The organism is Pseudomonas sp. efr-133-TYG-23 (assembly GCF_030209215.1).
Taxonomy (GTDB): Bacteria; Pseudomonadota; Gammaproteobacteria; order Pseudomonadales; family Pseudomonadaceae; genus Aquipseudomonas; species Aquipseudomonas rhodesiae.
The window spans coordinates 1-12,638 of sequence record NZ_JARVSL010000021.1 but is presented as its reverse complement, the minus strand read 5'-3'; the positions used below and the strand labels follow the sequence as shown (position 1 = coordinate 12,638).

The window sequence follows — 12,638 nt, the reverse complement described above, 5'->3', positions numbered from 1 at the left end:
AGCCTGATGAGGAGATAATCTGAGAGTCCGAACCAAGGGCCTTTCAGTTATCGGCTGATCTCGCGACCAGTTGTGATAATCATAACGATTCTCATTTGAGAGTCAACCGTTGTTTTTGCGGTCGCCTGAAGTTTTCTCAAACGCTCGTTCGAAACGCCGAGTGGCGAGATCTAGCCAGGCTCAACTCTTCGGGCGAGACGACACCGCCTCCAACTGGCGATTCAGGGCTTCCTTGCGTTCGGCAGGGATATCGTTCCAGTGCACATCCAGCAAGGCCCCTTCGATCGCATACAACAACACTTTCGATGCCCGAAATCCGCGAGTCCTCACTGCTCGATAGGCATCGACCGCCCCCAGGCGGCGCAGGTCCGATGCACTGTGGATGCCCACTGCATGCAGCCACTGCGCTGAGGTCTTGCCGAGGTTTTTCAGGTGTTGCAGCTCATCGTTCATCAAGCCTCCTTGCGACGGCCGAACGGTGCGGTGGGTATCGTGACCAGACAGGCCTGAAAAGGAGTGTAGCGTTCAGTAGGAAAAGTGCAGTTCTTTGCTCTGATACGGCTCAAAAGCTTATAAGCCTGACGCTGTAACTTTGACGCGCGCAGTCCCAAGTCTCCGGTTACGCTGGCGCATAACCGGGGCCTGGACCTTGAGGTTCACTTGGTGCGGTAACGCAGGCGAGTGCCGAAGTTGACCGACATCAGGATCTCATCTGCGGTCAGTTCAGGTGGGAAGTAGGTGCCGGAAATCTGCGCATGGGCAAGGCTGGCGCCTTCCAGCGAGCAGTCACGCAAATCCAGGCCGCGTAGGTCGGCAGAGCGGAAATACGCGTCGGTGAAATCCACGCCGCTGGCGTTCAGGTCGCGCAGGTCCAAACCACGGAAGTCTCCACCGCGCATATCAATCACGCCGTCGGTTGGGCGCTCTTGGTTAAAGCCGCGGATATCGTCTTTATGCAGGAGCGAGTAGAGCGGTGTATCTAAAAGCTTAGGCTGACTCATGAAGGCGACTCCTGTTGGATTTATGACGCCATTATAGTGCCACTATTGTTCGGGCGCGCGCCCAACTAGACGACGCGACCAAGAAATATTTCTTACAAGCCTGGCAGGCGCTGACGAATTTGCGCGACCAGTGCATCCAGGGTTCCGCTTTGATTGGTTTCCACCCGCTTGCTCTGCAATAACTCTTCAGGCGTGAGGGGATCGCGATGGGCCTGCTGTTCCTCGATAACTGCCAGGGTCGCGTCGGACGGGTCGTTTTGTTCCGCCTGGCGTTGCGCCAACCAACTGGCAATAACCGCTTGTGGCGCATTGCAATCCAGAATCAGAAACGGCGCACCAGTGGCTTCGGCGACCTTGGCGGCAGCATCGCGTTGTTCACGTTTAAGGAACGTCGCGTCCAGCACCACCGGGAAACCGGCGCGCAGCACGATGTTGGCGATTTCATTCAAGCGTGCGTAGGTCTTGGTGCTGGCGTCGGCGGCATAGATGCCCGCCTGAGGTGTGTTTTCTACCTGCTGTTCACCGAACAGGCGTTTGCGTTCTACATCCGACCGCAGGCGCACAGCACCCAAGGCTTCCACCAGGCGCATGGCGACGTGGCTTTTGCCGACGGCTGAGACGCCGTGGGTGATCGCCAGAAAGCGCGATGGAATGGTGCTGTAGCTTTCCGCCAGATTGGCGTAGTTGCGATATTGGCGCAGGGTGGTGGCCCGTTGCACCGGGCTGGCTTCGCTCGGCATGCTGAACAGCGCGACTTTGGCGCGGACCAGGGCACGGTAGGCTTTGTAGAAATTCAGCAACTCAAGGCCCTGGTAGTCGCCGGTCAGTTCCAGGTACTGACTGATGAAGCGGCGAGCCAGGGACTTGAGGCCGCGGTCTTCCAGGTCCATGGCCAGGAAACCGGTGTCGGCGTAAACGTCAGTGAAGCGAAACGGTTCGTTGAACTCAATGCAGTCGAAGATCACCACTTGCCCATCGATCAGGGTCGCGTTGCCCAGGTGGATGTCACCGTGGCACTCGCGGGTGAACCCATCGAGCTTGCGCTGCGCGATTAGCGGCTTGAGGCGTTCGAAGCTGCTTTCGGCCCAGGCTTGCAAGGCTTCGAGTTGAGCCAGGTCGGCCTTGTCGCTGAGGAACGGGCGGATCTGCTCGAAGTTCTGGCGCACCGGCGCCATCACCTCGTCCGGGGTCCCGGCGGGGTGAGCTTGCGGTACATGAGGGGCGCTGAGGTGAAAATGCGCGATCTGCCGGGCCATTTCATCGATGTGCGCAGCGGTCAGTTCGCCATTGGCCTGCAAGGTGCTGAGCAGTTGGCTTTGGGGAAACTGACGCATCTTCAGCGCGTATTCGATCACAGGCCCGTCACCGCCCAGGTGTGGCGATTCGGCGGTGCCGGTGATCGGCAGAACTTCCAGGTACAAATCCTGGGTCAGGCGTTGGTTGAGGCGCAATTCCTCGTTGCAGAAATGGCCGCGATCTTCCAGGGCGGTGAAGTCCAGAAAGCCGAAGTTCATCGGTTTCTTCAATTTATAAGCATAAGGGCCGGTCAAAATGACCCAGGAGATATGGGTTTCGATGACTTGGAACGCTTCTACCGGATGGGGGTACAACGCCGGGTCTTGCAGGGCTGCGATCAGGGACTGGCTCACGGGCGATCCTTCAGAGTCTTGGGGAAATCATGTCGGGCATTATGGCCGCTGTAGGCGGTCGTGCAAACCGCTGTCCGGCTCATGTTGATCATCGATAAAGTGCGTATAATCCGCCGCCATGACTCGAACCCGATCTCCCCGCTCCCGTAAAAAAACACCTTCCCGCAGCCTGCGCCCCTGGTTGGGCTGGGCGCTCAAGCTCGGCCTTGTCGGTCTTGTAGTGCTCGCCGGCTTTGCGGTGTACCTCGACGCCGTGGTCCAAGAGAAGTTCTCTGGTAAACGTTGGACTATCCCGGCCAAGGTCTACGCCCGCCCGCTGGAGCTGTTCACTGGCCAGAAGCTGAGCAAGGATGACTTCCTCACCGAGCTCGACGCGCTCGGTTATCGTCGTGAACCGGTCAGCAATGGCCCGGGGGCCGCCGCCGTCAGTGGTAACACGGTCGACTTGACCACCCGTGGCTTCCAATTCTATGAGGGCCTGGAAAAGCCTCAGCCGGTACGCGTGCGCTTCTCCGGCGATTATGTGGCCGAACTGTCGTCGCTCAATGGATCCAAACTGCCCGTGGTTCGTTTGGAACCGCTGATGATCGGCGGTATTTACCCCAAAAACCTTGAAGATCGCATCCTGATCAAGCTGGATCAGGTGCCGCCTTACCTGCTGGAAACCTTGGTTGCAGTAGAGGATCGCGATTTTTACAGCCACTGGGGCGTCTCGCCCAAGTCGATTGCCCGCGCGATCTGGGTGAACACCTCTGGCGGCAAAATGACCCAGGGCGGCAGTACGCTGACGCAACAATTGGTTAAGAACTTCTACCTGACCAACGAGCGCAGCCTGACCCGTAAGCTCACCGAAGCCATGATGGCGATGCTGCTTGAACTGCATTACAGCAAGCAGGAAATCCTTGAGGCTTACCTTAATGAGGTGTTCGTCGGCCAGGATGGTCAGCGCGCAGTGCACGGTTTCGGCTTGGCCAGTCAGTTCTTCTTCGGCCAGCCGCTGTCCGAATTGAAGCTGCACCAGGTCGCGCTGCTGGTCGGCATGGTCAAGGGGCCTTCCTATTACAATCCGCGTCGCAACCCGGAGCGTGCGCTGGAGCGCCGCAACCTGGTGCTGGACGTGCTGGAGCAGCAGGGCGTTGCTAGCGCCGAACAGGTTGCCGCGGCCAAGAAAATGCCATTGGGCGTGACCTCCCGAGGCAAGTTGGCGGACAGCTCATTCCCAGGCTTTATCGATCTGGTCAAACGCCAGCTGCGTGAAGACTATCGCGACGAAGACTTGACCGAGGAGGGGCTGCGAATCTTCACCAGTTTTGACCCGATCCTGCAGATGAAGGCTGAAGCGTCGGTCAACGACACTTTCAAGCGTCTGACCGGGCGCAAAGGTTCCGACGAAGTGGAAGCCGCAATGGTGGTGACCAACCCTGAAACGGGTGAAGTGCAGGCCATGATCGGCAGTCGCCAGGCCAGCTTTGCCGGGTTCAACCGCGCCTTGGATGCTGTGCGCCCGATCGGCTCGCTGGTCAAGCCGGCGGTGTACCTGACGGCACTGGAAAAGCCGAGCAAATACACGCTCACCAGTTGGCTCTCGGACGATCCGTTGTCGGTCAAGGGCGGGGATGGTCAGGTGTGGACCCCGCAGAACTTCGATCGCCGCTCTCATGGCACGGTATTCCTTTACCAGGGCTTGGCGCATTCCTACAACATTTCCACCTCTCGCCTCGGTCTGGAAGTGGGGGTGCCGAATGTGCTCAAGACCTTGGCGCGACTGGGCGTTACCCGTGAATTCCCAGCGTTTCCATCCATCCTGCTGGGCGCTGGCGCGATGACGCCGATGGAAGTGGCAACCATGTATCAGACCCTGGCCAACGGTGGCTTCAATACGCCGATGCGGGGCATCCGCAGTGTGTTGACGGCCGAAGGGGAGCCGCTCAAGCGTTATCCTTTCCAGATTCAGCAGCGTTTCGACGCGGGTTCCATCTACCTGATCCAGAACGCCATGCAGCGCGTAATGCGCGAAGGTACTGGCAGTTCGGTCTATAAGGTGCTGCCGTCCAATCTGACGCTGGCGGGCAAGACCGGCACCAGTAACGACTCGCGGGACAGTTGGTTTGCCGGTTTTGGTCAGGATGTACTGGCCGTTGTATGGCTGGGGCGCGACGATAATGGCAAGACGCCGTTCACCGGTGCAACCGGCGCATTGCAGGTTTGGACCAGTTTTATGCGCAAGGCTGACCCGCTTCCGCTGAACATGCCACAGCCGGATAACATCGTGCAGGCCTGGATCGATCCGCACACCGGTCAGGGCTCTGATGCCAACTGCCCGGGCGCGGTGCAGATGCCGTATATTCGCGGCAGCGAACCACCACCCGGTGCGGCGTGCGGTGGCGGTGCCCCTGCTGACGCAGAATCGGTGATGGATTGGGTCAAGGGCTGGATGAACTAAGCAAAGAGGGTTTCAAGTGAACAAGTGGTGGTTTCCAGCTATTACAGCGCTGGCTTTGCTCGGCGGTTGCTCCAGCGTGCAACGCGGTTCCATTCCAGTGGTGGACTCGAGCACGGCCGTTTCCAATAGCGATCGGATCTCGGCCAATGGCGGCTTCCGCCAAACCGTGACCAAGCGTCCCGTCCAGGCCGCGGCTCAAGCGGTGCCGCAGGACTCGGGCGTGGTGGTGATGGTGCCCGGCGGCGGTGCCGCGACTTCGGCGCCGATCAGTGCCGAGCCGTGGACACCAGGGCCAAGCACTTCCGGGCCGATCGACGCCACGCCGATTCAGACGGCGCCGGTCAATCAAGGCACCTATAACATGCCGTCCTCGCCGAGCGGCATTCCGTCGTCTTCCAATGCAGGCGGCTTGTCGGCTGACGAGCAACTGGACGGGCCGGTGCTGGCTTTGTTGACCACTGCTCAGCAGCAGCAGGCGGGTGGCGACTTGAACGGCGCTTCCTCAAGCCTTGAACGCGCGCAACGTGTCGCACCCCGAGAACCTCAGGTTCTGTATCGCTTGGCGCAGGTGCGCATGGCTCAGGGCGACGCGCCGCAGGCCGAACAATTCGCGCGTCGGGGTTTGAGCCTGGCCAACGGTCGCCCAGACCTGCAAGCCAGCCTGTGGGCATTGATCGGCGACGCGCGCGCCGCGCAGGGCGATGCCGCCGGCGCCGCCCAGGCCCGTCAGAAAGCCAAGGTTAACCTCTGATGGATGGGCGTTTTCCTGCGATTGCCGAACAGTTATTGCTGATCGAGCGTGAACTGCGCGTGCAAGGCTGGTGGGAAGAGGTTCCCCCCAGCTCTGAAGCACTCAGCAGTATTGAGCCGTTTTCGGTGGATACGCTGGATTTCCACCAGTGGCTGCAATGGATCTTCCTGGCGCGCATGAAGCACATCCTTGAGCAGGATCTGCCTTTGCCACGCGCGTCGGGCATTCTAGAAATGGCCGAGATGGTCTATGTAGACCGGCCTCAGGAAAGCCTCGGATTGCGCAACGCGCTGAAAAAGTTCGATCAATTGATCGTCGACGCTCGTTAATTGCCTGACTGCCGGCTTTTTCGGCAGTCTTGCGCATATTTCTACCGCTTGACGACATTCAGGCGAGTTTTATCCCTCCTCACGGCCCTTTCTTCTACGTTCTCATGCGCTTAGTTGGAAAAAAGCGCAATTATTGCTTGACTTGAAGGGCCTGAAACAGAAGAATCCAAAGTCCGCTGTATCGGGACTGCCAGAAGCAGGCCCGCTCAGCAGATCATGAGGCGCACATCCGCGCCGACCTGTTACACCCGCAACGCGTTACCTCGCGCTGGGTGGGAAAAGCCCGCAACACTTGGGACGATCCCAATACTTGCTCAGTCAGTGCTGACGTAGTCGGCGACCACCGTCGCTCATGCTCTGTTGAGAAGTAAACCTATTAAGACCCGTCGGTTTTCAACGGACGGTATTCTGGCGTTTTAGAGGTGAACAACGTGGAGCTTTTATCTGGTGGTGAGATGCTCGTCCGCTTTTTGCGTGACGAAGGCGTCGACTATATCTACGGGTACCCAGGTGGTGCTCTTCTGCATGTTTACGACGCGCTGTTCAAGGAACCGGCTGTTACCCACATCCTGGTTCGCCACGAACAAGCCGCGACCCATATGGCTGACGGTTATGCCCGCGCCACCGGTAAAGCCGGTGTAGTGCTGGTAACTTCCGGCCCAGGCGCAACCAATGCTATTACCGGCATTGCGACGGCCTATATGGACTCCATCCCGATGGTGATCATTTCCGGCCAGGTGCCCAGCACCATGGTGGGAACCGATGCGTTCCAGGAAACCGACATGATCGGTATTTCCCGGCCGATCGTGAAACACAGCTTCATGATCAAGCATCCGTCGGAAATCCCGGAAGTCATGAAAAAGGCCTTCTACCTCGCACAGTCCGGTCGTCCGGGCCCTGTCGTTGTCGATGTTCCGAAAGACATGACCAACCCGGCGGAAAAATTCGAATACGTCTTCCCCAAGAAAGCCAAGCTGCGTTCCTACAGCCCGGCGGTCCGTGGGCACTCAGGGCAAATCCGCAAGGCCGCAGAGATGTTGCTGGCGGCCAAGCGCCCAGTGTTGTACTCGGGTGGTGGTGTGATCCTGGGCGGCGGTTCCGCACCGCTGACCGAACTGGCCAAGCTGCTCAACTTGCCGGTGACCAACACACTGATGGGGCTAGGTGCGTTTCCGGGTACGGACCGTCAGTTCGTCGGCATGCTCGGTATGCACGGCAGCTACACCGCTAACCTCACCATGCACCACGCGGATGTCATTCTGGCGGTTGGCGCACGTTTCGATGATCGGGTTATCAACGGCGCGAGCAAGTTTTGCCCAAATGCCAAGATCATCCATATCGACATCGATCCGGCGTCCATCTCCAAGACCATCAAGGCCGACGTGCCGATCGTGGGGCCTGTAGAGAGCGTCCTGACCGAAATGGTCGCCGCGCTCAAGGATATCGGCGAGACGCCTAACAAGGAGTCGGTGGCCAGTTGGTGGAAGCAGATCGATGAGTGGCGCGGCGATCGCGGCCTGTTCCCTTACGACAAGGGTGACGGCAGCATCATCAAGCCACAAACCGTGATCGAAACCCTGTGCGAAGTGACCAAGGGCGACGCCTTTGTGACCTCCGACGTGGGCCAGCACCAGATGTTCGCCGCGCAGTACTACAAATTCGACAAGCCGAACCGCTGGATCAACTCCGGCGGCCTGGGCACCATGGGCTTTGGGTTTCCCGCGGCCATGGGGGTGAAGCTGAGTTTCCCGGACGCCGATGTTGCGTGCGTCACCGGTGAAGGCAGCATCCAGATGAACATCCAGGAACTGTCGACGTGCCTGCAGTACGGTCTCCCGGTCAAGATCGTCTGCTTGAACAACGGCGTGCTGGGCATGGTGCGTCAATGGCAGGACATGAGTTACAACAGCCGTCACTCCCATTCCTATATGGAGTCGCTGCCAGATTTCATCAAATTGGTTGAAGCCTATGGCCACGTTGGCATTCGCATCACTGATCCGAAAGATCTGAAGCCGAAGATGGAAGAGGCGTTCGCCATGAAGGATCGTCTGGTGTTCATCGATATTCAGGTGGATACCAGCGAGCACGTCTACCCGATGCAGATCAAAGACGGCTCTATGCGCGACATGTGGCTGAACAAGACGGAGCGTACGTAATCATGCGGCATATCATCTCCCTGCTTCTTGAGAACGAACCCGGCGCTCTGTCTCGTGTTGTCGGCCTGTTTTCGCAACGTAACTACAACATCGAAAGCCTGACAGTGGCGCCGACCGAAGACCCGACTCTGTCGCGTCTGACATTGACCACTGTAGGCCACGATGAGGTGATCGAGCAGATCACCAAGAACCTCAACAAGCTGATCGAAGTGGTCAAGCTGGTCGACCTATCGGAAAGCGCTCACATCGAGCGCGAGCTGATGCTGGTTAAAGTCAAGGCCACGGGCGCCCAACGTGCCGAGATCAAGCGGACTACCGACATCTATCGCGGGCAGATCGTCGATGTGAGCGCCAGCGTTTATACCGTTCAACTGACCGGCACCAGCGACAAACTGGACAGCTTCATCCAGTCGATCGGGACGGCCTCGATTCTGGAAACCGTACGCAGTGGTGTCACCGGGATAGCCCGTGGCGACAAAGTACTCAGCATCTAACCCAAATTAGCGAATGGCCTTAAGGCCTGGATATATAGAGGAACCTCATGAAAGTTTATTACGATAAAGATTGTGACCTGTCGATCATCCAGGGCAAGAAAGTCGCCATCATCGGCTACGGCTCCCAAGGTCACGCGCAAGCCTGCAACCTGAAAGACTCCGGCGTTGACGTGACTGTTGGTCTGCGCAAAGGCTCGGCCACCGTAGCCAAGGCTGAAGCTCATGGCCTGAAAGTGACTGACGTTGCTTCCGCAGTTGCTGCTGCCGACCTGGTCATGATCCTGACCCCGGACGAGTTCCAGTCCTCGCTGTACAAGAACGAAATCGAGCCGAACATCAAAAAAGGCGCCACCCTGGCCTTCTCCCATGGCTTCGCGATTCACTACAACCAGGTTGTGCCACGCGCCGACCTCGACGTGATCATGATTGCGCCGAAAGCGCCGGGCCATACCGTACGCTCCGAGTTCGTCAAAGGCGGCGGTATTCCTGACCTGATCGCGATCTACCAAGACGCATCGGGCAACGCCAAGAACGTTGCGCTGTCCTACGCTGCTGGCGTTGGTGGCGGTCGTACCGGCATCATCGAAACCACCTTTAAAGACGAAACTGAAACCGACCTGTTCGGCGAACAAGCTGTTCTGTGCGGCGGTACCGTTGAACTGGTAAAAGCTGGTTTCGAAACCCTGGTTGAAGCTGGCTATGCGCCGGAAATGGCCTACTTCGAATGCCTGCACGAACTGAAGCTGATCGTTGACCTCATGTACGAAGGCGGGATCGCCAACATGAACTACTCGATCTCCAACAACGCCGAGTATGGCGAGTATGTGACTGGTCCCGAAGTGATCAACGCCGAGTCCCGTCAGGCCATGCGCAATGCCCTGAAACGCATTCAGGACGGCGAGTACGCCAAAATGTTCATCAGCGAAGGCGCTACCGGCTACCCTTCGATGACCGCTAAGCGTCGTAATAACGCTGCTCACGGTATCGAAGTCATCGGCGAGCAACTGCGCTCCATGATGCCGTGGATCGGTGCCAACAAGATCGTCGACAAAGCCAAAAACTAAGTCGTACGCATCAAAGAAAAACGCGGCCTAGGCCGCGTTTTTTCGTTTGGCTGGCCGGTTCTGGTATAAAGCTGCATCGTTTGCTGGCGAACACTCGCCGCACGTCTTTGTCGAATTTTTCAAACTGTTGCAAGGTAAAGTCCATGAGCGAACGTCCCGAAGAGCCAAGCCAGGCTTCTGACGCCGAAAGCCTGCTGCCAATCGATGAGCATGTCGAAGAAGGGCATGACGCGGAAGGCCGCAAGGTCCGGCATCGTGGCATCTATCTTCTGCCTAACCTGTTTACCACCGCGAACCTGTTCGCCGGCTTCTACTCGATCATCAACTCCATGAGCGCCCAAAGTGCGCTGGCGGCGGGTGACGCGGCGAGTGCCAGCAAATATTTCGGTTTTGCTGCTATCGCGATTTTTGTGGCCATGGTGCTTGATGGTCTGGATGGTCGTGTAGCGCGGATGACCAATACGCAAAGTGCATTTGGTGCCGAGTACGACTCGCTGTCGGACATGGTGGCATTCGGCGTCGCCCCTGCATTGCTGGCGTTCGCCTGGGCGCTGGGTGATATGGGCAAGGTTGGCTGGATGGTTGCCTTTATCTATGTCGCGGGTGCCGCGTTGCGTCTGGCGCGTTTCAATACCCAAGTGGGTACCGCGGACAAGCGTTACTTTATCGGCTTGGCCAGTCCGGCTGCTGCGGGAGTGGTGGCGGGTATCGTCTGGGCATTCAGTGATTACGGTATCCAGGGGTCGAAAATGTCGTTCCTGGTGGCCTTGATGGTGGCGGCTGCCGGGATGTTGATGGTCAGCAACATCAAATACAACAGCTTCAAGGAGCTGGACCTCAAGGGGCGTGTGCCTTTCGTGGCGATTCTTGTCGTGGTGTTGGTGTTCGCCGTGGTGTTCAGCGATCCGCCGCGGATTCTGCTGCTGGCATTCCTGGTTTATGCCGCGTCGGGCCCGATTCAGTATTTGCTGCGTCTGCGTCGGGACAAAACGTTGCCTTAATGTAATTTCCCCCATACTCCACAGTCTATTGGTGCATCAGTCCTCCAATGCTGCGGAGTTGCCATGTTAATCAAATTGCCTAAAGCGTCCGATTCCCATGAGTCGGACGTCACGCCTGAATCTTTTTACCTCTCTCGTCGCAGCCTGCTCGGTGGTGCACTTGCCGGCATTGCCGCCAGCAGTCTTCCACGTTGGGCGAGTGCGGAGGATGCTGCGCGTTATGCTGACGTCGAACCGGGTAGGGCGCCTGGGTGGTTCACCGAAAAGCTGCCTGCTACAAAGTGGCAAGCGGTAACGGTCAAAGATGAGGCAATTACTCCATTTAAGGACGCAACCCACTACAACAACTTCTATGAGTTCGGTACCGACAAGGGAGATCCGGCAAAAAATGCCGGTTCGCTCAAGACTGAGCCCTGGAGTGTTGTGATCGATGGTGAGGTAGCGAAACCTGGGCGTTATGCCCTTGAAGACTTCATGAAACCTTATCAATTGGAAGAACGAATCTACCGTTTACGCTGCGTCGAGGCGTGGTCGATGGTTATTCCATGGATAGGGTTTCCGATTGCCGCTTTGCTTAAGCAGGTCGAACCGACGTCCAAGGCCAAGTACATCCGTTTCGAGACTTTGCAGGACCCAAAAAGCATGCCGGGTCAGCGTTCTAGCTTCGCTCTGATCGATTGGCCTTATGTGGAAGGCTTGCGTTTGGATGAGGCGATGAACCCTTTGGCGATTCTTGCCGTGGGCATGTATGGGCGGGAGCTGCCTAACCAGAATGGCGCGCCGTTACGTTTGGTTGTGCCGTGGAAGTATGGTTTTAAGAGTGTGAAGTCGATTGTGCGTATCAGCCTGGTCAGTGAGCAACCGAAAACCACATGGCAAAGCATCGCTGCGGATGAGTATGGGTTTTATGCAAATGTGAATCCCACTGTCGATCACCCTCGTTGGACTCAGGCGCGGGAGCGTCGGCTGCCAAGTGGCCTTTTCAGTCCTAACGTACGTGAAACGCAGATGTTCAATGGATACTCGGAAGAGGTGGCTTCTCTTTATACGGGCCTTGATCTGCGGAAGAACTATTGATGCGTCATCCTATCTGGCGTGTCGGCGTTTTTATCGCCGTGGCGATATGGCCGTTGTGGTGGTTGTATCAAGCATGGAGTTTTGCGCTGGGGCCTGATCCGGGCAAGGTGTTGGTTGATCGCTTGGGGTTGGGCACGTTGGTCCTGTTGCTGATCACTCTGGCAATGACGCCGATGCAGAAGCTGACTGGGTGGTCGGGGTGGATAGCGGTGCGTCGGCAGTTGGGGTTGTGGTGCTTTGCTTATGTGGTGCTGCATTTGGCTGCTTATTGTGTCTTCGTCTTAGGATTGGACTGGTCACAACTAGGAGTGGAGTTGCGCAAGCGACCTTACATCATCGTCGGAGCATTGGGGTTCCTGGGCTTGTTAGCCTTGGCCGTGACTTCGAATCGCTATAGCCAGCGTCGGCTGGGTACTCGTTGGAAGAAGCTGCATCGCGTTGTGTATGTGATTCTTGGTCTTGGTTTATTGCATATGTTGTGGATCGTGAGGGCAGATCTGAAGGAGTGGGCGATCTACGCCTTTATAGGGACGCTGCTTTTGGCGTTGCGGCTGCCCCCTTTAATGCGCCGTATCCCCCGGCTTAAGGCGAAAAAACCATCTTCTGCGGAAAAGGTGTAATTAACGCTTGACGGCAGATTCCAGAAGTCTATAATTCGCCCCACTTCCGGCGC

At 57.5% G+C, this 12,638-nt stretch carries 12 protein-coding genes; 9 read left to right on the top strand and 3 right to left on the bottom strand.

The window, feature by feature from the left end; translation table 11 throughout:
- Positions 1 to 180: 180 nt before the first annotated feature.
- The 3 genes from QRN41_RS15340 to QRN41_RS15330 form a co-directional block, all read right to left on the bottom strand.
- The gene (locus QRN41_RS15340; protein ID WP_034100663.1) at positions 181 to 453 is read right to left on the bottom strand and encodes a TfoX/Sxy family protein; all 273 of its coding nucleotides are present in this window, start codon (positions 451 to 453) and stop codon (positions 181 to 183) included.
- 203 nt (positions 454 to 656) lie between these two features.
- The gene (locus tag QRN41_RS15335) at positions 657 to 1,001 is read right to left on the bottom strand and encodes a pentapeptide repeat-containing protein (RefSeq protein ID WP_285421786.1); all 345 of its coding nucleotides are present in this window, start codon (positions 999 to 1,001) and stop codon (positions 657 to 659) included.
- Between the two features lie 92 nt (positions 1,002 to 1,093).
- On the bottom strand, positions 1,094 to 2,650 hold the full coding sequence (locus QRN41_RS15330) for a bifunctional aminoglycoside phosphotransferase/ATP-binding protein (protein WP_285421785.1): 1,557 nt from the start codon (positions 2,648 to 2,650) through the stop codon (positions 1,094 to 1,096).
- Positions 2,651 to 2,768: 118 nt separating this feature from the next.
- On the opposite strand from QRN41_RS15330, the gene mrcB reads away from it, so the two are divergent.
- The 9 genes from mrcB to msrQ all read left to right on the top strand — a co-directional run bounded on the left by mrcB (position 2,769) and on the right by msrQ (position 12,585).
- Positions 2,769 to 5,093: a penicillin-binding protein 1B gene (gene mrcB, locus QRN41_RS15325; protein WP_285421784.1), complete on the top strand. Its 2,325-nt coding sequence runs from the start codon at positions 2,769 to 2,771 to the stop codon at positions 5,091 to 5,093.
- Positions 5,094 to 5,109: 16 nt separating this feature from the next.
- Positions 5,110 to 5,844 (top strand): tetratricopeptide repeat protein, encoded by a 735-nt coding sequence (locus QRN41_RS15320; protein WP_034100657.1) that lies wholly within the window; start codon positions 5,110 to 5,112, stop codon positions 5,842 to 5,844.
- Positions 5,844 to 6,173 carry a YqcC family protein gene (locus QRN41_RS15315; protein WP_167417904.1) on the top strand — a complete coding sequence of 110 codons (330 nt, stop codon included), beginning with the start codon at positions 5,844 to 5,846 and terminating at the stop codon, positions 6,171 to 6,173. Before QRN41_RS15320 ends, QRN41_RS15315 begins: the two co-directional genes overlap by 1 nt.
- A gap of 431 nt (positions 6,174 to 6,604) precedes the next feature.
- The gene (locus QRN41_RS15310; RefSeq protein WP_034100944.1) at positions 6,605 to 8,329 is read left to right on the top strand and encodes an acetolactate synthase 3 large subunit; all 1,725 of its coding nucleotides are present in this window, start codon (positions 6,605 to 6,607) and stop codon (positions 8,327 to 8,329) included.
- Between the two features lie 2 nt (positions 8,330 to 8,331).
- Positions 8,332 to 8,823 carry an acetolactate synthase small subunit gene (gene ilvN / locus QRN41_RS15305; protein ID WP_003176102.1) on the top strand — a complete coding sequence of 164 codons (492 nt, stop codon included), beginning with the start codon at positions 8,332 to 8,334 and terminating at the stop codon, positions 8,821 to 8,823.
- A gap of 47 nt (positions 8,824 to 8,870) precedes the next feature.
- Positions 8,871 to 9,887: a ketol-acid reductoisomerase gene (ilvC, locus tag QRN41_RS15300; protein WP_003194132.1), complete on the top strand. Its 1,017-nt coding sequence runs from the start codon at positions 8,871 to 8,873 to the stop codon at positions 9,885 to 9,887.
- Between the two features lie 143 nt (positions 9,888 to 10,030).
- A complete protein-coding gene (gene pssA / locus QRN41_RS15295) occupies positions 10,031 to 10,888 on the top strand; it encodes a CDP-diacylglycerol--serine O-phosphatidyltransferase (RefSeq protein ID WP_034139298.1) in 858 nt (285 codons plus the stop codon).
- A gap of 63 nt (positions 10,889 to 10,951) precedes the next feature.
- Positions 10,952 to 11,965, top strand: a complete 1,014-nt coding sequence (gene msrP / locus QRN41_RS15290; RefSeq protein ID WP_034139297.1) for a protein-methionine-sulfoxide reductase catalytic subunit MsrP — start codon at positions 10,952 to 10,954, stop codon at positions 11,963 to 11,965.
- A complete protein-coding gene (gene msrQ, locus QRN41_RS15285; protein ID WP_034139296.1) occupies positions 11,965 to 12,585 on the top strand; it encodes a protein-methionine-sulfoxide reductase heme-binding subunit MsrQ in 621 nt (206 codons plus the stop codon). The genes msrP and msrQ overlap by 1 nt, the downstream gene beginning before the upstream one ends.
- Positions 12,586 to 12,638 lie beyond the last annotated feature (53 nt).

Bases quoted from the DNA above. Each gene is read 5' to 3' on its own strand.
- ilvN (WP_003176102.1), top strand. From the start codon at position 8,332: ATGCGGCATATCATCTCCCTGCTTCTTGAGAACGAACCCGGCGCTCTG.
- msrP (WP_034139297.1), top strand. From the start codon at position 10,952: ATGTTAATCAAATTGCCTAAAGCGTCCGATTCCCATGAGTCGGACGTC.
- QRN41_RS15340 (WP_034100663.1), bottom strand. From the start codon at position 453: ATGAACGATGAGCTGCAACACCTGAAAAACCTCGGCAAGACCTCAGCG.
- QRN41_RS15315 (WP_167417904.1), top strand. From the start codon at position 5,844: ATGGATGGGCGTTTTCCTGCGATTGCCGAACAGTTATTGCTGATCGAG.
- pssA (WP_034139298.1), top strand. From the start codon at position 10,031: ATGAGCGAACGTCCCGAAGAGCCAAGCCAGGCTTCTGACGCCGAAAGC.
- msrQ (WP_034139296.1), top strand. From the start codon at position 11,965: ATGCGTCATCCTATCTGGCGTGTCGGCGTTTTTATCGCCGTGGCGATA.
- QRN41_RS15335 (WP_285421786.1), bottom strand. From the start codon at position 1,001: ATGAGTCAGCCTAAGCTTTTAGATACACCGCTCTACTCGCTCCTGCAT.
- mrcB (WP_285421784.1), top strand. From the start codon at position 2,769: ATGACTCGAACCCGATCTCCCCGCTCCCGTAAAAAAACACCTTCCCGC.
- ilvC (WP_003194132.1), top strand. From the start codon at position 8,871: ATGAAAGTTTATTACGATAAAGATTGTGACCTGTCGATCATCCAGGGC.